This window comes from Streptomyces sp. SP18CS02, assembly GCF_036322365.1.
GTDB lineage: Bacteria > Actinomycetota > Actinomycetes > Streptomycetales > Streptomycetaceae > Streptomyces.
Genome location: NZ_JAQYXC010000285.1, coordinates 40555 through 60189, shown reverse-complemented (window position 1 = coordinate 60189; position 19635 = coordinate 40555). Strand labels below are relative to the sequence as shown.

Here is a 19635-nt window from a genome sequence, read left to right as displayed (position 1 = left end):
GCCGCCTCGGCAGCCCGCACAAAGGGCATCCCGTTCCGCGGGCTACCCTGGCTCACGTGAAGGTCCTCGTCATCGGCGGCGGCGCCCGCGAACACGCCCTGTGCCGCTCTCTCTCCCTCGATCCCGACGTCACCGCTCTGCACTGCGCGCCCGGCAACGCCGGAATCGCGGAGGTCGCCGAGCTGCACCCGGTGGACGCCCTCGACGGCGCCGCCGTGGCCGGCCTCGCCGGTGACCTGCAGGCCGACCTGGTGGTCGTCGGCCCGGAGGCACCGCTCGTCGCCGGTGTCGCCGACGCCGTACGGGCGGCGGGAATCCCCTGCTTCGGCCCCTCCGGGGAGGCCGCCCGGCTGGAGGGCTCCAAGGCGTTCGCCAAGGACGTGATGGCGGGCGCGAACGTTCCCACCGCCCGCAGCTACGTCTGCACCACCCCGGCCGAGATCGACGAGGCGCTCGACGCCTTCGGCGCCCCGTACGTCGTCAAGGACGACGGTCTCGCGGCCGGCAAGGGCGTCGTGGTGACCGACGACATCGACCAGGCCCGCGCCCACGCGCTCTCCTGCGAGCGCGTGGTCATCGAGGAGTACCTGGATGGCCCCGAGGTCTCCCTCTTCGCGATCACCGACGGCACGACCGTGCTGCCGCTGACGCCCGCCCAGGACTTCAAGCGCGCGCTCGACGACGACCAGGGCCCCAACACCGGCGGCATGGGCGCGTACTCCCCGCTGCCGTGGGCCGATCCGAAGCTGGTCGACGAGGTCATGGCGACCGTCCTCCAGCCCACGGTCGACGAGCTGCGCCGCCGCGGCACGCCGTTCTCCGGTCTGCTGTACGCGGGTCTCGCCATCACCTCGCGCGGCGTGCGGGTGATCGAGTTCAACGCCCGGTTCGGCGACCCGGAGACCCAGGTGGTCCTGGCCCGTCTCAGGACCCCGCTCGCGGGCGTCCTGCTGAACGCCGCCAACGGCACCCTCGACAGCGAGCCGCCGCTGAACTGGCGCGACGACGCCGCCGTCACGGTGGTCGTCGCCTCGCACAACTACCCCGGCACCCCGCGCACCGGTGACCCCATCGAGGGCCTGGACACGGTCGCGGCGCAGGATGCCCCCCACGCGTACGTCCTGCACGCCGGGACCGCGCGGAAGGGCGACGCGATCGTCAGCGCCGGCGGCCGCGTCCTGTCGGTCACCGCGACCGGCAAGGACCTGACCCAGGCCAGGGAGCGGGCGTACGCGGCGGTCGAGCGCATCCGCCTCGACGGCTCGCAGCACCGTACGGACATCGCGCGCAAGGCCGCGGGGGAGTGAACCCCGAGCGCCGCTGAACCGTCTTCACCTTTGCCCAAAGCCATTCCATCGAGTGACGACTGGGCCATCCGGATGACGCCTGCCGACAGCCCAACTAGGGTGCCGCGCAGGCGTTCCGGCACTTGGCCCACCGGCATTGCGATGTCAGTGGCGGGTGCCACAGTGGGGGAGTGACCTACACCGCCGCCAGGCAGTCCGCCGCAGGGCAATGAGGGGGTGACGAGGCCGTGTCCGATTCCGATTCCGGTACCGAAACGGGCAGGGAGCGGGGTGCGCTGGCCGCACGTGCCCGCGCCGTCGGCGTGCTGCGCGTCCGTGGCAGGGCGCTGGCCGTCGCGCTGGTCCCCGCAGCCCTCGCCGTCGTACTGCTGGCGGGCGGCGCCACCGGGCACCTCGTCGGTGCGGGCTGGGACGCCGCGCGCTGGCTGGTGTCGATCGTCGCCGTCGTGGTGCTGCTGGCAGCCGCGGCCGTCGCGCTCCTGATCGCCCGGGCCAGACCGGCCCTCACCCCGACCGTGGAGCTGACCGAGCGCGACGCCCCGGACCTGTACCGGATGGTCCGCGACCTGGCGGCCCGGCTGGATGTGCCCCCTCCCTCGGCCATAGCGCTGACGCCCGACTGCGACAGCTGGCTGGAGGACCGTTCGCACCCGGCGCACGGCCTGGCGCGAGGGCGCGCGGCACCGGCCGGGCGGCGCTCCGAGACGCCTCCCGTCCTGGTGATCGGCTCGCCCTTCCTCTGGTGGATGCGCGTCGGCGAGCTGCGGGCCGTGCTGGCGCCCGTCGTGGCGGGTACGGGGCCCTCGGCGCATCCGGACATAGCGGCGGCGCGACGGTTCGTGCGCGGTCTCGACGCGGCGATCGCGGTGTCGGACCGGACGGGGCTCGACCCGGTACGGCGAGCGGGCGCGCGAGCCGCCGGCGCCGTCGTCCGGCTGCTGCTGCGCAGCTGTCGTGACGAGGCCGCCGAGATGGAGCGCGGTGTCGCCGCCGCCGCCTCGGAGCGTGCGCAGACGGTGGACTACGGGCTGCGGATCGTCGCCCAGGAGCAGGTCGGTCTGGCCTACGCGGGCTGGGACCGGCTGCTGACCCGGGTCGCGCTGCCGGCCTGGCGCATGGGCCGCTGGCCGTCCCGGCTCGACGCGGGCGTGGTGTCGGCCCTCACCGAGCTGTCCCGGCGGGACCGGCTCGCCGAGGGCTTCACCTCCCGGCTGGGGGAGCGGCCCGCCTGCGACCTCCTCGAAGAACCCGGACTCGTCGACGAGGCCGCCTCGCTGCTCGCCGCCCGCCTCTTCCACGGCGGGCCGGCGGAGGCGGGCCCCGACTGGGCCCCGGTGGACTGGCAGCGGTATCCGGAAGAGGTCGTCGACCGCAAATGGCGTACGGAGGCGGCCCGACTGCACCGTGTGCTGGACCGGCTGGGCGGGGAAACGGCCCCCGAGGCCCCGGCCGGGACGCCCGGCACCGACGCCGGCCTCGAAGCCGGCCCCCGCAAGGGTGCCTCGCTCCCCGGTGACGTACCGGACGTGGACCGGGACGTGCCCCTGGGTGCCGGGCCGGACGTGTCCGACGGCCCGACCCTCGCACGGGTGATGGACCATCTGGCGCGGCGCAGCGGCGAGGCCCTCGCCGCGGCGATCAGCGCGGAGGTCGCCCGCGAGGAGGCCGGGGACATCCCCCCGCCCCCGCCCACGGCCACCGCGTCCGCGCCCTTCCCGGCCACCGGCCCGGGCCGGACCCCGGCCCCCGCTCCGGACGCCCCCGCCCCGGACGCCTTGGCGGTGGACGCCTCCGCGGCGGCCCGGACGCCGGACCCCGCCTCCCCGTCGTCCGCGACCGGGGCCGCGCCGTCCGCCGAGCCCGCTGTCGAGCCCGTCGGTGAGCCCGGGCTCCCGATCGGGACGGAGACCGGCCCCCCGTCCGGCGGCCCGTCCGGCGGCGCCCTGGCGACCGGCCCGGCCGTATCACCCGGCTCCGTGGACCTCTCGCATGTCTGGGGCGCCGACGAGTTGCCGCTCTTCCCGTTGCAGCCGCCCCGTACCGGCCGGGAGCTGCTCACGGACCACGTCACGGCCATGGTCTGCTGCGCCGCCGTCGACACCGCCGGCGCCGTGCCCGGCCTCGACTGGCTGGACGGCCCCACCCTCCTCGTCGACGGCAAGCGCCGGGTGGACCTGGCCTCCCGCGTCCTGACCCTCATCGAGGACGCGGATCCCGAACCCCTGCGGGACTGGCTGGCCACCGTCGGCGTACGCGCCGAGAAGCCCGTACGCCTCGTCTGACCGACTCGCGACCCGCGACCCGCGACCCACGACCCGCGACGCGGGGCTCGCGACCCACGACGCGGGACGGGGACACCGGACACCGGCCGCTGCCCCCGGGCCGATGCCCTGAATCCCGCCTGTCCTCCCCCGCCCTCCCCCGCCCTCCCAGCCCTCGCTTCCCCTCGCTTTCGCTCCCCTTCCCCCGAGCCGGGTGGTACCTACGGGTGGACGGCGGTCCGCACCGGCGCATTCGGAACGGAATACAGCATTCCGATTCTGTCCATTAGCGACGAACGGTGACGGCTCGCGTGCGTTATGTGATGTGCTGTGAGGCGGCGTCAAGAGTCGCCGCGGACAACGGCATTGCTTCCGGGGGAGCCGAGGGAGGGGCGCAGCGTGGGGGCGGAACAGATTCGGCGGTGGGAATCGGGGGCCCTCGCCCATGCCGTCGACGATCCGTTCGGCCAGGGCCCGCTGCCCTGGCTGCGCGGCAGCGAGCAGTACTTCGGGGACACCGGCCAGGTCGTCGCCTGGTACGCCGACGCCGCCCCCGCCCGGGGCGGCCGCGGGCCCCGCGCCTCCGACGACGTGCACCGGCAGATCAAGGGCTTCGCCTCCACCGGTGCCGTGGCCCCCGGTGAGGCGATCGACTTCCACATCACCGTGGACCCGCCCCAGCAGTTCTCGGCCGACATCTACCGGATCGGCCACTACGCGGGCGACGGCGCCTCCAAGATCACCACCAGCCCCCGTCTCTCCGGCATCGTCCAGCCACCCCCGCTCACCGCCGACCGGACGGTCTCCTGCCACCACTGGTGGCTCTCCTGGCGGCTGCAGATCCCCTCGTACTGGTCGATCGGCGCGTACGTCGCCGTCCTCACCACCGCCGACGGCTACCGCTCCCACATCCCCTTCACCGTCCGCGACGGCCACCCGGCCGATCTGCTCCTGGTCCTGCCCGACGTCACCTGGCAGGCGTACAACCTCTATCCGGAGGACGGCCGTACGGGCGCCAGCCTCTACCACGCGTGGGACGAGGACGGGCGTCTGCTCGGCGAGAAGGACGCGGCCCTCACGGTCTCCTTCGACCGCCCTTACGCGGGTGCGGGCCTGCCCCTGCACGTGGGCCACTCCTACGACTTCATCCGCTGGGCCGAGCGGTACGGCTACGACCTCGCGTACGCCGACGCCCGCGACCTGCACGCCGGCCGGATCGATCCGACGCGGTACCGGGGACTGGTCTTCCCCGGCCATGACGAGTACTGGTCGACGCCGATGCGCCGGGCCGTCGAGCACGCCCGCGACCAGGGCACCTCGCTGGTCTTCCTCTCGGCCAACACCATGTACTGGCAGGTCGAGCTCTCCCCGGCCCCCTCCGGCGCCCCCGACCGGCTGCTCACCTGCCGCAAACGCCGCGGCCCCGGCAAGTCGGCCCTCTGGCGCGAGGCCGACCGCCCCGAGCAGCAGCTGCTCGGCATCCAGTACGCGGGCCGGGTGGCCCAGCCGCACCCCCTGGTGGTGCGCAACGCGAAGCACTGGCTGTGGGAGGCCACCGGCGCGGGCGAGGGCGACGAACTGCCCGGTCTGGTCGCCGGGGAGGCCGACCGCTACTTCCCGCGCACCGCCCTCCCCGAGCACGAGGGACGCATCCTGCTCGCCCACTCGCCCTATCGGGACGCCGAGGGCACGACCCGCCACCAGGAGACCTCGCTCTACCGAGCCCCCTCGGGCGCCCTCGTCTTCGCCTCCGGCACCTTCTCCTGGACGCCCGCGCTGGACCGGCCGGGCCATGTGGACCAGCGCGTCCAGCGCGCCACGGCCAACCTCCTGGACCGGATCTGCAAACGGGACTAGGCACTCCCGGGGCCCGCCCCGCACAGCGGCGCCCGGGACGCGACGCCCCGCCCGCACGGCGGCGTCCGGGACGCGGCGTCCGGGCCCGGCGGTCTCCCGGGACACGCCCTGGGTGCCCTGGACGACCCCTGTCCGAAGCTGGGGCTCCGCATGCGGGAGAATCGGATCCGATTGGACAGAACCACGGGGAGGAACCGTGTCCGGATTCGTCGAAAAGCCCGAGCCGCTGCAGGTGCCGGGCCTGGTGCATCTCCACACCGGCAAGGTGAGGGACCTGTACCGGAACGAGGCGGGCGACCTCGTGATGGTCGCCAGTGACCGTATTTCCGCCTATGACTGGGTGCTGCGCTCCGAGATCCCGGACAAGGGCCGGGTCCTCACCCAGCTCTCGCTCTGGTGGTTCGAGCGGCTCTCCGACCTGATCCCGAACCACGTCATCTCGACCGAGCTGCCCGCCGGGGCCCCGGCCGACTGGGCCGGCCGCACGCTCGTCTGCAAGCCGCTGCGCATGGTTTCCGTCGAGTGCGTGGCCCGCGGCTACCTCACCGGGTCGGGGCTGACCGAGTACAACGACTCGCGCACGGTCTGCGGCCTCGCCCTGCCCGAGGGCCTCTCGGACGGCTCCGAGCTCCCCGCGCCCATCTTCACCCCGGCCACCAAGGCGGCCGTCGGCGACCACGACGAGAACGTGTCGTACGAGGAGGTGGCCCGGGAGGTCGGCGCGGAGACCGCCGCCCATCTGCGCCAGACGACGCTCGCCGTCTACAGCCGGGCCCGGGACATCGCCCGTGAGCGGGGGATCATCCTCGCGGACACCAAGCTGGAGTTCGGCTACGAAGGAGACGACCTGGTCCTCGCGGACGAGGTGCTGACCCCGGACTCCTCCCGGTTCTGGCCCGCCGCCACCTGGGAGCCGGGCCGCGCCCAGCCGTCGTACGACAAGCAGTACGTCCGCGACTGGCTGACCTCGCCGGCCTCGGGCTGGGAGCGCGCGAGCGAGCTGCCGCCGCCCCCGCTGCCGCAGGAGGTCGTGGACGCGACGCGTGCCAAGTACGTGGAGGCGTACGAGCTGCTGACCGGCAAGAGCTGGCAGTAGGAAGCCCCGGGTCCCGCGGCGGACGACGAAGAAGCCCCCGGCCGGAAGGCCGGGGGCTTCTTTTCCGAGCGGACGACGAGATTCGAACTCGCGACCCTCACCTTGGCAAGGTGATGCTCTACCAACTGAGCCACGTCCGCATGCGCCGTAGCGCGGGAACCACTATACCCAACCTCGCTCGCGGGCGAGACGCACGGCCGCGTGACGGTTCTCCGCGCCCAGCTTCGTGGCGGCCGACGAGAGGTAGTTGCGCACGGTTCCCGGGGACAGGGCCGCCCGCTGGGCGATCTCCGTGACGGGCGCGCCGTCGGCCGCCAGCTCCAGCACCTCGGCCTCTCGCGCGGTCAGCGGCGAGTCACCCGCGGAGATCGCGTCGGCGGCCAACTCCGGGTCCACGTAACGGTTTCCCGCGTGGACGGTGCGGATGATCTCGGCGAGCCGCTGGGCGCTGACGGTCTTCGGCACGAAGCCGCGCACCCCTGCCGCGAGCGCCCGCTTCAGGTGTCCGGGCCGCCCGTGACTGGTCACGATCATGGTGCGGCAACCGGGCAGGTCCGTCCGGAGCGATGTGGCGACCTTCACACCGTCGGCGCCCGGCATCTCCAGATCCAGCACCGCGACATCGGGCCGGTGGGCGCGGGCCATCGCGAGCGCCTCGGGACCGGACGCCGCCTCGGCCACGACGACGAGGTCGTCCTCCAGCCCGAGCAGCGCGGCGAGCGCTCCCCGGATCAGATGCTCGTCGTCGGCGAGCAGTACGCGTACGGTCATGCCGCATCCACCTCATGAGCACGGTGCGTCCCGGGACGCGCTGACATTTCCTCCGGTGTCCCGGCTCTTCCGGATGCCGCGGTTCCGCCGGATTCCCCGGATTTCCCCGGGCCGTCGGTCTCCCCGGATTTCCGGGGGCCGTCGGTCTCCCCGGATTTCCCGGGGCTGTCGGCTCCCCCGGATTCCCCCACTCGCCCGGATTCCCCCGCACCCCCGGATTTTCCGGGCTTCCCGCATCCCTCGTAACCCTCGGACCCGTCACATCCCTCGGACCCCTCGGGTCCTTTGGAGCCCTCGGATCCCGCCGGGCTCGTTTCCTCCGCCCCGATCCAGGGCGTCATATCCGCCTCGGTTCCCTCGTCGATGGCCACCGGTATCCGTGCCGTCAGCCGGAAGCGGTCGCCGTTCAGGCGCCCGGCCTCCAAGGTGCCGTCCAGCGCGGCAAGCCGCTCCCGCAGCCCCGCGAGACCGGTTCCGGAACCGGTTCCGGAACCGGACGGCGGGGAGGAATCCGCCCCTTGACCGGCTCCCCGACCCGCTTCCAGGTCTCCGTCCGCGCCCTCCCCGGCTCCCGGACCGACGCCCGCCCCGTCGTTCTCGACGACCAGGACCGCCCGCCCGTCCGCAGCCGTCAACGCGACCGTGCAGCGCCTCGCGTCACCGTGCCGCAGGACGTTCGTGGCGGCCTCCCGGACCACCCAGCCGAGCGCCGACCGGACCGGGGCGGGCAGCGTCACATCGACCGACGGGATCGTGCAGACGATCCCGGCCGCGGCCAGTACCCCCCGTGCGCCCTCCAGTTCCGTGCGCAGGTCGGCCTCCCGGTAGCCGCGCACCACGTCGCGCACCTCCCGCTGGGACTCCCGGGCGATCCGCTGGACCTCGGTCATCTGGTCCACGGCCTGCTCGGCCCGGCCCCGGTGCGCCAGCTGCACCGCCAGTTCGCTCTTCAGCGCGATCACCGAAAGATTGCGTCCCATCACGTCGTGCAGGTCGCGCCCGAAGCGCAGCCGCTCCTCCGCGACCGCGAGCCTGGCCTGGAGTTCGCGTGCCGCGTCCAGTTCCCAGACCGCCTTGAGCAGCCAGCCCGAGAAGCCGAAGGTGAAGGCGGTCGCGAATCCTCCGAGGAGGACGCCGAACGCGAAGCCGAACACCCGGGCGGGCGGAAGCCCGGCCGCGGCGCCCATCACCGCGACGCCCGCCGCGGCGGCGAGCACCAGACCGAGCATGTGCCGCGCCTTGGCCAGGCACAGCACCAGGCCGCCCAGGGCGAAGCTGATCAGACCGGTGACCAGGGCGACGGCGGTCGAAGGCTGCTTCAGCCCGTCGAGGCCGTCCATCACCAGTGCCCCGGCCGCGCCGCCCGCCGAGACCGCCGCGACCGCGGCCATCAGCCGGTAGGGGCGCTCGCGCCGGCCGAGGATCCAGTCCAGCGCGCGCTTCGCCAGGACTCCGCACAGCAGGGCGTGCGCGCCCACCAGCAGGATGAACCAGCCGCCCAGCGGGCCACGCTCACCGCCCAGCGCGGCCAGCCCGACCCCCGCGACCTCGATGAGGAAGATCACGTGGAAGGACCAGCGCGTATAGAGCTCGACCTTCACCGGATTGCTCTTGCCGCTCCACCAGCCCGTGAGCCTCGCCATGCCCTGCCCCTCCCCCTCGCAGCCCCCGTCCGCGCCCGGTTCAGCGCCGGGGCTCCCAGCGGAACCATCGCCGAACAGCAAACACCGAGATCACGGTCCAGGCCAGCACGGTCAGCGCCGCCCCCACGAGCTCCCCGGTGTCGCCGCCGCCGAGCCAGCCGGCCCGTACCAGCGTCATCACCCCGGACACCGGAAGGAGTTCGAGGACCGTGGCGATCCTCTCCGGGAGGACGTCCAGCGGCACGAAGAGTCCGGAACCGATCGCCGACACCATGAACAGCGGCATCGTGGTGACCTGTGCGCTCTCCACACTGCGTGTGAGAGCGGCCGTCGCGGCGGCGAGCAGGGTCAGCAGTACGGTCCCCAGCAGCACCCCGGCCACGAGGAGTCCGGGCCGCTCCGGTCCGCCCATGTCCAGGAACGCCGTGCCCGCCACCACCAGCACCGCGCACTGCGCCAGCGCGATCACCGCCGAGGGCAGCGCCGCCCCCGAGAGGATCTCCGGGTCCGACGCCTCGCCCGTGCGCAGTCGCTTGAGCACCAGCTCCTCGCGTCGTGCCACGTAGACGGCGACGAGGTTGAGGTAGACGACGAGGATCAGGACCATCACGATCCCGCCGCTCATCGCCGCCTCGACGACGTTCATCCCGCTCCCGCCGAGGTCGACCTGGTCGAGCGAGGCCTTCATGGCGCCCACCATCATCACGGGCATCAGCAGCGCCACGAACATCGTGGTCCGGTTCCGTACGAGGAGGGTCAGCTCGGCCCGCCCCAGCGCACCCAGGCGCTCTGTCGCCGTCGTCATGTCAGACACCCGCCGTTTCCGTTTGCGCGATCTCCAGGAACGCCTCTTCGAGGGAGGCCGAGCGGGCGTCGAGCCCGGTCAGCCGTACGTCCGCCTCCCGCGCCCACCGGAGCAGTTCGCCCAGGGCTTCCTGGAGGTCGTGGGTCCGGATCTCCACGCCCCGCCCCGACTCGGCGGCCCGCAGCGACAGGGGAAGCCGCCCGGCCGGCATGCCGTCGGGCAGAGCGAAGCGGATGCGGGCGGGCCGGGAGGCCGTCACCTCCGCCGGGGTCCCGGCCGTCACGATCCGCCCGCGGTGCATGATCGCCAGCCGGTCGGCCAGCGATTCGGCCTCCTCCAGGTAGTGGGTGGTCAGCACCACGGTCGTACCGGCGTCCCGCAGTTCCCGCACCAATCGCCAGGTGTCCCGGCGGCCCTCCGCGTCCAGTCCGGTGGACGGCTCGTCGAGGAAGAGCACCTCCGGCCGGCCGAGCACGGCCAGCGCCAGATCGAGCCGACGGCGTTCCCCGCCGGAGAGCTGCTTGACGCGTACGCGGGCCCGGGCGCCCAGCCCGACCAGGTCCAGCGCCTCGCCGACGGGCCGGGCACCGCTGGTGCACCCCGCCCACATCCGCACGGTCTCGGTGACCGTGAGCTCGGAGGGGAAGCCGCCCTCCTGGAGCATCGTCCCCACCCGGGGCCGTACCGCGGCCCGCTCGCGATGGGGGTCGTGCCCGAGTACGCGTATCGCGCCGCCGGTGGGCCGCTCCAGCCCCTCCAGCAGCTCCATGGTGGAGGTCTTTCCGGCGCCGTTCGTACCGAGCAGGGCGAAGACCTCGCCACGCGTCACGGAGAAGGAGATTCCGGCCACGGCCTCGAAGCCGCCGGCGTAACTGCGCCGGACCTCGTCGGCCTCGATCACGAGGCCGGGGTCGGGGCCGGGATCGGGGCCGCGGCCGGGGTCGTACTGGTCGGTGGTCATGTCTCAAGGCTTCCGCCGGCCGGCGGGGGAGGGCAGTGCGCGCTGTCACCGTCCCCGATGACAAATGTCATCGCCGGTGCCGTGTTCCGCATCACACGCGGTGCCGGACGCCGGCCGCACGTCCCCCCAGCCCGGCAGCACGCCCCCACGCACGCCGCCGACAGCGCGCCCGTCGGCAGTACGCCCCCACGGCACGGCCCCGGGGGCAGCCCCGACCGCCGGGAATCCGTTCCCCGCGCCAGGATGTCCGCCGGGCGCCGGATCATCCCGGCCCGGGGAACGACAAAGGCCCCGATCGTGTTGATCGGGGCCTTCGCACTCTGAGCGGACGACGAGATTCGAACTCGCGACCCTCACCTTGGCAAGGTGATGCTCTACCAACTGAGCCACGTCCGCATTGCTGCCGCTCGGCTCTCACCGGGCGGTGCGAACACCACTGTACCTGATCCACCGGAGTGGTTGGTAAGCGATGTAGAGCGGGTGACAGGAATTGCACACTGCGCCTTCCCCCTGGAAGGGGGATGTTCTACTACTGAACTACACCCGCACGCTGCGTCGGGCCCGGCTTTTCGGCCTTGCCCCTCGGCGTGCTCCAGACTCTAGCGGATCACCGGGGGTGCAGTGCAACTCGGTGCTCAGCCCGCCTCGTGGAACGCCTCGTAGACCTTCTTGGGGATGCGGCCGCGGGCCGGCACGTCCATCTTGTGGGACTGGGCCCAGGCGCGCACGGCCGCGGGGTCGGGGGCGACCGGCGTGTGGTGGTACGCCTTGCGGGACTTGTCCATGCTCGTCTGCTTCCGGCCGGCCGCCATGTAGGGGGCCAGGACCTTGCGCAGTTTCTTTGCATTGGCGGGATTGAGGTCGATCTCGTACGACTTGCCGTCGAGTCCGAACGTCACCGTTTCCGCCGCCTCGCCCCCGTCGATGTCGTCGGAGAGCGTGACCACTACGCGCTGCGCCACGGATATCGGTCCTTTCCCGTGGTGTGCCGCGCCTCCGCGTGTCTCTGTCACACGGATGACATGCGGCGACACCGGCTATACGGCTGTCGAGGGGCAATGCTGCATTCCTCTGTATTCCTTTGTACAGCGGAAGGCGCCGCATTGTGAAGCCCAGCCAATTGCTTGAGCGTGTCCCGCGCAATGTCCACTCCGATTCTTTTCCGGAATTTTCCAGAGCCGTTTTGTAGGGTTCTACAGTTATCTACCCGCGTAGATTTTGGAGACAGGTACGCTGAGGGAACCGCCCACGCAACACACCACCGGGAGTGCCAGTGGCACGCGTCGTAGTCGACGTCATGCTCAAGCCGGAGATCCTCGACCCGCAGGGCCAGGCGGTGCAGCGCGCACTGCCCCGCCTCGGTTTCGAGGGGATCGCCGACGTCCGCCAGGGAAAGCGCTTCGAGCTGGATGTGGAGGGACCGGTCGACGAGGCCGCCCTCGCCCGCATCCACGAGATGGCCGAAACCTTCCTCGCCAACACCGTCATCGAAGACTTCGTCGTGAAGGTGGAGTCGTGACCACTCGTATCGGAGTCGTCACCTTCCCCGGCACGCTCGACGACCGGGACGCGCTGCGCGCCGCCCGGCTCGCGGGCGCCGAGCCCGTCCCGCTGTGGCACCGCGACAAGGACCTCAAGCAGGTCGACGCGGTGGTCCTCGCGGGTGGCTTCTCCTACGGCGACTATCTGCGGGCCGGAGCCATCTCCCGCTTCTCGCCGATGATGGAGACGGTCATCGAGCAGGCCAGGGCCGGTATGCCGGTCCTCGGCATCTGCAACGGGTTCCAGATCCTCACCGAGGCGCATCTGCTGCCCGGCGCGATGCTGCAGAACAACCACCTGCACTTCATCTGCCGTGACCAGAAGCTGCGGGTCGAGAACGCCGGAACCGCCTGGACCTCCGATTACGAAGCGGGCCAGGAGATCTCCGTACCGCTGAAGAACATGGACGGCCGGTACGTCGCGGACGAGCGCACGCTCGACGAGCTGGAGGCCGAGGGGCGGGTCGCGTTCCGTTACCTCGACTTCAACCCGAACGGTTCGCTGAGGGACATCGCCGGCATCACCAACGCCGCCGGCAACGTCGTCGGCCTGATGCCGCACCCGGAGCACGCCGTGGAGCCGCTGGTCGGCACCGGTCGCACCGACGGGCTCGGATTCTTCACCTCGATCCTCAAGAAGTTGGTCGCCTCGTGAACGGCGCGCGCGCGGCCGCCGGGCCGCAGACGAAGAACAACGCCGCGCCTCTGCGCCGCGCGGGCGGAGAAGTACACGAAGGGGGCGCGGCATGACTCTCGACACCGTCAAGCACGCGGGCGAGACGTCGGACGTCGAGCAGCCGTGGGCCGAGCTGGGCCTCAAGCAGGACGAGTACGAGCGCATCCGCGAGATCCTCGGCCGGCGTCCGACCGGTGCCGAGCTCGCCATGTACTCGGTCATGTGGTCCGAGCACTGCTCGTACAAGAGCAGCAAGGTCCACCTGAAGCAGTTCGGCGAGAAGACGCCCGAGAACGACGCCATGCTGGTCGGCATCGGTGAGAACGCCGGTGTGGTGGACGTCGGCCAGGGTTACGCCGTGACCTTCAAGGTCGAGTCGCACAACCACCCCAGCTACATCGAGCCCTACCAGGGCGCGGCCACCGGCGTCGGCGGCATCGTCCGCGACATCCTCGCGATGGGCGCCCGCCCGGTCGCGGTCGTCGACCCGCTGAGGTTCGGCGCGGCCGACCACCCCGACACCAAGCGCGTCCTGCCGGGCGTCGTCGCCGGCATCGGCGGCTACGGCAACTGCCTGGGCCTGCCGAACATCGGCGGCGAGGTCGTCTTCGACTCCTGCTACCAGGGCAACCCGCTCGTCAACGCCGGCTGCATCGGCGTGATGAAGCACGAGGACATCCACCTCGCCAAGGCGTCCGGCCCCGGCAACAAGGTCGTCCTGTACGGCGCCCGCACCGGCGGCGACGGCATCGGCGGAGTCTCGGTCCTCGCGTCCGAGACCTTCGACGACAGCAAGCCGACCAAGCGGCCCGCGGTCCAGGTCGGTGACCCGTTCCAGGAGAAGCTCCTCATCGAGTGCACCCTGGAGATCTTCCGCGAGGACCTCGTCGCGGGCATCCAGGACCTCGGTGGCGCGGGTCTGTCCTGCGCGACCAGCGAGCTGGCGTCCGCCGGTACCGGCGGCATGCGCGTCGAGCTGGACAACGTGCCGCTGCGCGACTCCTCCCTCTCGCCCGAGGAGATCCTCATGAGCGAGTCGCAGGAGCGCATGTGCGCGATCGTCGAGCCGGACAAGGTCGACCGGTTCATGGAGATCTGCGAGAAGTGGGACGTCATCGCCACCGTCATCGGTGAGGTGACCGACGGCGAGCGCCTGGAGATCTTCTGGCACGGCGAGCAGATCGTCGATGTCCCGCCGCGGACCGTCGCGCACGAGGGCCCGGTCTACCACCGGCCGTACGCGCGCCCGGAGTGGCAGGACGCGCTCCAGGCCGACGACGCGAACAAGCTCCCGCGCCCGGCCACCTCGGCCGAGCTGCGCGAGCAGGTGCTGAAGCTGGTCGCGCACCCGAACCAGGCGTCCAAGGCGTGGATCACGGACCAGTACGACCGTTTCGTGCAGGGCAACACCGTGCTCGCCCAGCCCGAGGACGCCGGCATGGTCCGGATCGACGAGGAGACCAACCTCGGCGTGGCCATGGCGACGGACGGCAACGGCCGGTACGCGAAGCTCGACCCGTACACGGGCGCGCAGCTCGCGCTGGCCGAGGCGTACCGCAATGTCGCCGCCTCCGGTGCCAAGCCGCTCGCCATCTCCGACTGCCTGAACTTCGGCTCGCCCGAGGACCCGGCCGTCATGTGGCAGTTCGCGGAGGCCACACGCGGTCTGGCGGACGGCTGTCTGCAGCTCGGTACGCCGGTGACCGGCGGCAATGTGTCGCTGTACAACCAGACCGGCGACGTGGCGATCCACCCGACGCCGGTCGTGGCCGTCCTCGGTGTGATCGACGACGTCAACCGCCGTACGCCGATCGCCTTCGCGGAAGAGGGCCAGCTCCTCTACCTGCTGGGCGACACGCGTGAGGAGTTCGGCGGCTCGGCCTGGTCCGAGGTCGTGCACGACCACCTGGGCGGCATGCCCCCGGCCGTGGACCTGGACCGGGAGAAGCTGCTGGGCGAGATCCTGATCTCGGCCTCCCGCGACGGCATGATCGACGCGGCGCACGACCTGTCGGACGGCGGTCTGATCCAGGCGGTCGTCGAGTCGTGCCTGCGGGGCGGGAAGGGTGCGCGGCTGATCGTCCCCGACGGGCTGGACGCGTTCACGTTCCTCCTCAGCGAGTCGGCCGGCCGCGCGGTCGTGTCGGTGCCGCGCAGCGAGGAGCTCCGCTTCAACGACATGTGCGGGGCGCGCGGGCTGCCGGTGACCCGGATCGGCGTCGTGGACGGTGACGAGATCGACGTGCAGGGCGAGTTCGCCATCACGCTGAGCGAACTCCGTACGGCTCACGAGGCGACCATTCCGGCGCTGCTGGCCTGACGCCTTCCCGTGGGCGGAGTCCCCGGCCGGTCGGTCCGGCCGGGGACTCCGCCCACGCGCGCGTACGTTCGCCGTCCGTGTCCCGGCGTCCCCTGTGGCCCGGTCCGCGTGTCCGGCGTCCATGGCCCGGCGTCCGTGGCCCGGCGTCCCACGTGCCCCGGCGGACACGGGCACGCCTGCGCGGGGCCGCCCCGCGCGGCGTACGGCCTTTCCTCCGGCCGGGGCAGTCGGCCGGGTCAGCCGGCCGTGCCCCAGAAGGCGTCCGCCTCGTCGATGTCCGCGACGCACTCGTCGATGTCGGTGATCTTCTCGCCGATGAGCGTGAAGAAGAGCCCGCCCCGCATCTCGATGCCGCGGTCCCCGCGCTCGGCGTAGATCTTGTGCACGGATATGGCGTGCCCGCGCCCGTCGGGGAAGACGTCCTCCAGCTCGACGCGCAGGGAGCCGCCGGTCAGTTCGGACAGGGAGCGGTAGTGGGCGAGGACGTTGTCGAGGCCCTTGAAGTGTCCGGACACCTGACTCGAGCCCGGTGCGTGGTGGGCGCAGTCCGTCGTCATGAGGGACGCGAGGGCGTCCATGTCACCGCTGTTGAACGCCGTGTAGCCCTGGCGGATCAGGGCGATGTCCGGGTGCTTGCTCATGGTTCCTCACACCTTCCGAACCGGTGGGCCCCCTCCCTTCCATCGTCTGTCCGGATTCCGCCCGCTGCCAGGCGTGAGGGATTAACCTCGCCCCATGTCTACGGCCAGGAAGCGCACCCGCAGTTACGACCCCGAGAAGATCCGCGCCGCCGTGATGGCGCAGTTCGACCATGTCCGCGTCGGGGCGCTCGCCCTCACGGACGAGCAGCTCTCGCAGCCCACCCGGCTGGGCGACTGGACGGTCCGGGAGCTGGCCGCGCACATCGCGATGGTGCTCGGCCTGGTCGCCCGGTACCTGGACGAGCCCGAGCCGCCGAAGCAGGAAATGGCCCTGCTGGACTGGCCCTTCGCCACGGTGACCGCCGCGGCGCGGGTCGACGACGACACCCGGGCGTTCGCGGCGAGCGCGCCCGTCGAAGAGCTCTTCGCCCGCACGGAGGCGGGTCTCGCCGTGTCGCTGGCCGGCGCCCCGGACGACCGCCTGGTGCCCATGCGGTTCGGCGCCATGCCGCTGGGGGACTTCCTGGTCACCCGTACCGTCGAACTGATCGTCCACACCGACGACCTGAACGACGCGACCGGGCTGGGGATCCCGTACGACCGGCAGGCGCTGGGCGCCTGCACCAGGCTGCTCGCCGACGCGCTGGCCGTGAAGGCGCCGGGCGGGTCCGTCGAGGTGCGGGTGCCGCCCTACGCGGTCGTGCAGTGCGTCGAGGGGCCCCGCCACACCCGTGGCACGCCGCCCAACGTCGTGGAGACGGACCCGCTCACCTGGATCCGTCTCGCCACGGGCCGTATGACGTGGGCGCACGCCGTGGAGGCCACGCTGGTGAGCGCCAGCGGTGAACGGGCCGACCTGGCGAACCTGGTGCCGATCATGGGCTGAGCGGCCCGGCGGCCCGGACGGGGCGGACCGTGAGCGAGCGGCCCGGTCCTCGGGAGGGGCGGGCCGTGCGCGTCGGCCCGCGGCGCGACGGGCGCGAGGACCCGCCCGCGCGGCGCCCGCGAGAAGGCGGGAACCGGAGGCCCTTCGGCCCCGTCCCATCCGCATGCGGACCATGCAGAAGCAGCACCTCACGACGGTCGCCGCCGTGGCAGCGCTCCTCGCCCTGACGGCGTGCGGCACCGAATCCGGATCCGGAGCGGGCGACGGTGGCAGCTCGGTCGCCACCGATCTGCCGGTCACGGGCGTCCATTGGAGCGTGAAGAGCGTGACGGTCGACGGGAAGAGGACCGCGGCGCCGGCGGGCGCCCATGTCCGGATCGACGACAAGGGCGGGGCCAAGGGCAACTACGGCTGCAACCAGTTCACCGCCAAGGCGTCCGTGGAGGGCGAGACGGTGACCGTCAGCGGTGGTGCCATGACGGAGATGGCCTGTCCGGAGCCGGTTCAGGGCTTCGAGAACGTCCTCAGGTCGGCGTTCCAGGGCGAACTCAAGGGCACGTTGTCGGACGGCACGCTGACCCTCACGACCGCCGGCGGGGACAAGGTCACGCTCACCGAGCAGCCGCCCGCGCCGCTGGCCGGTACGGAGTGGAAGGTCGACTCGCTGACCTCCGGGGAGACCGCGACCTCGCTGCCGTCCGGCACGGAGGGCAAGGCGCACTTCGTCTTCGCCAAGGACGGCACCGTACGCGGCAGCCTCGGCTGCAACAGCTTCACCTCCACCACCACGACCGACGGTTCGACGATCACATTCGGCCGGGTCGCCACCACGCGCAGGCTGTGTCCGGGACCGGAGATGGACCTGGAGCGCGCCCTGCTCAAGGCGATGGCCGGAAAGGTGCGCTACACGATCGAGCACCGGACGCTGACCCTCACCGCCCCGAACGGCTCGGGGTTCGCGGCCGAGGCGGCCGACGTGAGCGCCAAGTAGGGCCGGCACGAGCACCGGGCCGGCGGCGTGAGCACCGGGCCGGGCGGCGGCCCGTCCGCCCGCCCGCCTGTCCGCCCGCCCGTCCGTCCACCCGCCCGCCCGTATGTCCGTCCGGCCGGGAAGGGCCAGGCGGACCGGTGGTCGCGGCCGGTGAGTGGTACCGGCGGGTAGCCGATGGGCCCACTGCGAGCTCCGTCACATCCCCCGCGCCGCATTACCGCTGAAAGGTCCCAGGTCAGCGCGGTGCGCAGCGGAGGGACGGCGTCCGCGGGGGCCCGGCGCCGCTTCCCCAATTCGGACCAGTGGTCGATCTCGCCTACACTCGGTGGCGTGCCACGTGGTGACGGTCGACTCAATCACGATCTGCTTCCCGGCGAAAAAGGCCCCCAGGACGCTTGTGGCGTCTTCGGTGTCTGGGCGCCGGGTGAAGAGGTCGCAAAGCTCACGTACTTCGGGCTCTACGCCCTCCAACATCGGGGCCAGGAATCCGCGGGAATCGCGGTCAGCAACGGCTCCCAGATCCTCGTCTTCAAGGACATGGGACTTGTCTCCCAGGTCTTCGACGAAACCTCTCTCGGTTCCCTCCAGGGTCATATCGCGGTCGGTCACGCCCGCTACTCGACCACTGGCGCCTCCGTGTGGGAGAACGCGCAGCCGACCTTCCGGGCCACCGCCCACGGCTCCATCGCTCTCGGACACAACGGCAACCTGGTGAACACGGCCCAGCTCGCCGAGATGGTCGCCGGCCTCCCCAAGGAGAACGGCCGTGCCACGCAGGTGGCGGCCACCAACGACACCGACCTGGTCACCGCGCTGCTCGCGGGCCAGGTGGACGACGACGGCAAGCCCCTCACCATCGAAGAGGCGGCCGCGAAGATCCTCCCGGACGTCAAGGGCGCCTTCTCCCTCGTCTTCATGGACGAGCACACGCTCTACGCCGCCCGTGATCCGCAGGGCATCCGCCCGCTGGTCCTCGGCCGCCTGGAGCGCGGCTGGGTGGTCGCCTCGGAGAGCGCCGCTCTCGACATCTGCGGCGCCAGCTACGTCCGGGAGATCGAGCCGGGCGAGCTGATCGCGATCGACGAGAACGGTCTTCGGACCTCCCGATTCGCGGAAGCGAAGCCCAAGGGCTGTGTCTTCGAGTACGTCTACCTGGCGCGTCCCGACACCGACATCGCCGGCCGGAACGTCTACCTCTCCCGGGTGGAGATGGGCCGGAAACTGGCGAAGGAGGCCCCCGCCGACGCGGACCTGGTCATAGCGACGCCCGAATCCGGCACTCCTGCCGCGATCGGCTACGCCGAGGCCAGCGGCATCCCCTTCGGCGCGGGACTCGTCAAGAACGCCTATGTCGGCCGGACCTTCATCCAGCCGTCGCAGACGATCCGCCAGCTGGGCATCCGTCTGAAGCTCAACCCGCTCAAGGAAGTGATCAAGGGCAAGCGCCTGGTGGTCGTCGACGACTCGATCGTCCGCGGCAACACCCAGCGCGCGCTGGTCCGGATGCTCCGCGAGGCGGGCGCGGCCGAGGTCCACATCCGGATCTCGTCCCCGCCGGTGAAGTGGCCGTGCTTCTTCGGCATCGACTTCGCCACCCGTGCCGAGCTGATCGCCAACGGCATGACGGTCGAGGAGATCGGCAAGTCCCTGGGCGCCGACTCCCTCTCGTACATCTCCATCGACGGCATGATCGAGGCCACGACCATCGACAAGCCGAACCTGTGCCGCGCCTGCTTCGACGGCGAGTACCCGATGGATCTGCCCGACCCCGAGCTGCTGGGCAAGCAGCTTCTGGAGACCGAGCTGGCCGCCGGCCCGGCCGCCACGGCAGCGGCCGACGCGCTCCGTCGCCCGTAAGACTCCCGCAGTACGACACGAA

The 19635-nt window shown here is 71.9% G+C and carries 16 protein-coding genes and 3 tRNA genes; 10 read left to right on the top strand and 9 right to left on the bottom strand.

What is annotated here, in order from left to right; all coding sequences use genetic code 11:
- Positions 1 to 56: 56 nt before the first annotated feature.
- The 4 genes from purD (at position 57) to PUR26_RS17230 (ending at position 6521) form a co-directional block, all read left to right on the top strand.
- Positions 57 to 1307, top strand: a complete 1251-nt coding sequence (gene purD, locus PUR26_RS17245; protein ID WP_329873279.1) for a phosphoribosylamine--glycine ligase — start codon at positions 57 to 59, stop codon at positions 1305 to 1307.
- A gap of 227 nt (positions 1308 to 1534) precedes the next feature.
- Positions 1535 to 3589, top strand: coding sequence for a hypothetical protein (locus PUR26_RS17240; protein WP_329873278.1), 2055 nt, complete (start codon positions 1535 to 1537; stop codon positions 3587 to 3589).
- Between the two features lie 378 nt (positions 3590 to 3967).
- Positions 3968 to 5425 carry a N,N-dimethylformamidase beta subunit family domain-containing protein gene (locus PUR26_RS17235; protein WP_329873277.1) on the top strand — a complete coding sequence of 486 codons (1458 nt, stop codon included), beginning with the start codon at positions 3968 to 3970 and terminating at the stop codon, positions 5423 to 5425.
- Positions 5426 to 5621: 196 nt separating this feature from the next.
- Positions 5622 to 6521 carry a phosphoribosylaminoimidazolesuccinocarboxamide synthase gene (locus PUR26_RS17230; protein WP_329873276.1) on the top strand — a complete coding sequence of 300 codons (900 nt, stop codon included), beginning with the start codon at positions 5622 to 5624 and terminating at the stop codon, positions 6519 to 6521.
- A gap of 67 nt (positions 6522 to 6588) precedes the next feature.
- Here PUR26_RS17230 and PUR26_RS17225 read toward each other — a convergent pair.
- The 8 genes from PUR26_RS17225 to PUR26_RS17190 form a co-directional block, all read right to left on the bottom strand.
- A tRNA-Gly gene (locus PUR26_RS17225) sits at positions 6589 to 6661 on the bottom strand.
- Between the two features lie 22 nt (positions 6662 to 6683).
- Positions 6684 to 7292 carry a response regulator transcription factor gene (locus tag PUR26_RS17220; protein ID WP_329873275.1) on the bottom strand — a complete coding sequence of 203 codons (609 nt, stop codon included), beginning with the start codon at positions 7290 to 7292 and terminating at the stop codon, positions 6684 to 6686.
- Positions 7289 to 8935, bottom strand: coding sequence for a sensor histidine kinase (locus PUR26_RS17215; protein WP_329873274.1), 1647 nt, complete (start codon positions 8933 to 8935; stop codon positions 7289 to 7291). The genes PUR26_RS17220 and PUR26_RS17215 overlap by 4 nt, the downstream gene beginning before the upstream one ends.
- A 40-nt stretch (positions 8936 to 8975) precedes the next feature.
- Positions 8976 to 9740, bottom strand: coding sequence for an ABC transporter permease (locus PUR26_RS17210; protein WP_329873273.1), 765 nt, complete (start codon positions 9738 to 9740; stop codon positions 8976 to 8978).
- 1 nt (position 9741) lies between these two features.
- Positions 9742 to 10701, bottom strand: coding sequence for an ABC transporter ATP-binding protein (locus tag PUR26_RS17205; protein ID WP_329873272.1), 960 nt, complete (start codon positions 10699 to 10701; stop codon positions 9742 to 9744).
- 323 nt (positions 10702 to 11024) lie between these two features.
- A tRNA-Gly gene (locus tag PUR26_RS17200) sits at positions 11025 to 11097 on the bottom strand.
- Positions 11098 to 11176: 79 nt separating this feature from the next.
- Positions 11177 to 11248, bottom strand: a tRNA-Gly gene (locus PUR26_RS17195).
- A gap of 88 nt (positions 11249 to 11336) precedes the next feature.
- Positions 11337 to 11663, bottom strand: coding sequence for a histone-like nucleoid-structuring protein Lsr2 (locus PUR26_RS17190; protein ID WP_329873271.1), 327 nt, complete (start codon positions 11661 to 11663; stop codon positions 11337 to 11339).
- Between the two features lie 311 nt (positions 11664 to 11974).
- Between PUR26_RS17190 and purS the strand changes: the two genes are divergently transcribed.
- From purS to purL, 3 genes are all read left to right on the top strand, one after another.
- Complete coding sequence (gene purS, locus PUR26_RS17185) at positions 11975 to 12220, top strand: phosphoribosylformylglycinamidine synthase subunit PurS (protein ID WP_329873270.1); 246 nt, start codon at positions 11975 to 11977, stop codon at positions 12218 to 12220.
- The gene (gene purQ / locus PUR26_RS17180; RefSeq protein WP_329873269.1) at positions 12217 to 12897 is read left to right on the top strand and encodes a phosphoribosylformylglycinamidine synthase subunit PurQ; all 681 of its coding nucleotides are present in this window, start codon (positions 12217 to 12219) and stop codon (positions 12895 to 12897) included. Before purS ends, purQ begins: the two co-directional genes overlap by 4 nt.
- 91 nt (positions 12898 to 12988) lie before the next feature.
- Positions 12989 to 15238 carry a phosphoribosylformylglycinamidine synthase subunit PurL gene (gene purL / locus PUR26_RS17175; protein WP_329873268.1) on the top strand — a complete coding sequence of 750 codons (2250 nt, stop codon included), beginning with the start codon at positions 12989 to 12991 and terminating at the stop codon, positions 15236 to 15238.
- A 236-nt stretch (positions 15239 to 15474) separates the two neighbouring features.
- On the opposite strand, the gene PUR26_RS17170 is transcribed toward purL, so the two are convergent.
- Positions 15475 to 15879 (bottom strand): nuclear transport factor 2 family protein, encoded by a 405-nt coding sequence (locus tag PUR26_RS17170; RefSeq protein WP_329873267.1) that lies wholly within the window; start codon positions 15877 to 15879, stop codon positions 15475 to 15477.
- 94 nt (positions 15880 to 15973) lie between these two features.
- Between PUR26_RS17170 and PUR26_RS17165 the strand changes: the two genes are divergently transcribed.
- From PUR26_RS17165 to purF, 3 genes are all read left to right on the top strand, one after another.
- Positions 15974 to 16765 (top strand): maleylpyruvate isomerase family mycothiol-dependent enzyme, encoded by a 792-nt coding sequence (locus PUR26_RS17165; protein WP_329873266.1) that lies wholly within the window; start codon positions 15974 to 15976, stop codon positions 16763 to 16765.
- A gap of 172 nt (positions 16766 to 16937) precedes the next feature.
- The gene (locus PUR26_RS17160) at positions 16938 to 17756 is read left to right on the top strand and encodes an META domain-containing protein (protein WP_329873265.1); all 819 of its coding nucleotides are present in this window, start codon (positions 16938 to 16940) and stop codon (positions 17754 to 17756) included.
- 330 nt (positions 17757 to 18086) lie between these two features.
- Positions 18087 to 19613, top strand: a complete 1527-nt coding sequence (gene purF / locus PUR26_RS17155) for an amidophosphoribosyltransferase (RefSeq protein ID WP_329873264.1) — start codon at positions 18087 to 18089, stop codon at positions 19611 to 19613.
- Positions 19614 to 19635 lie beyond the last annotated feature (22 nt).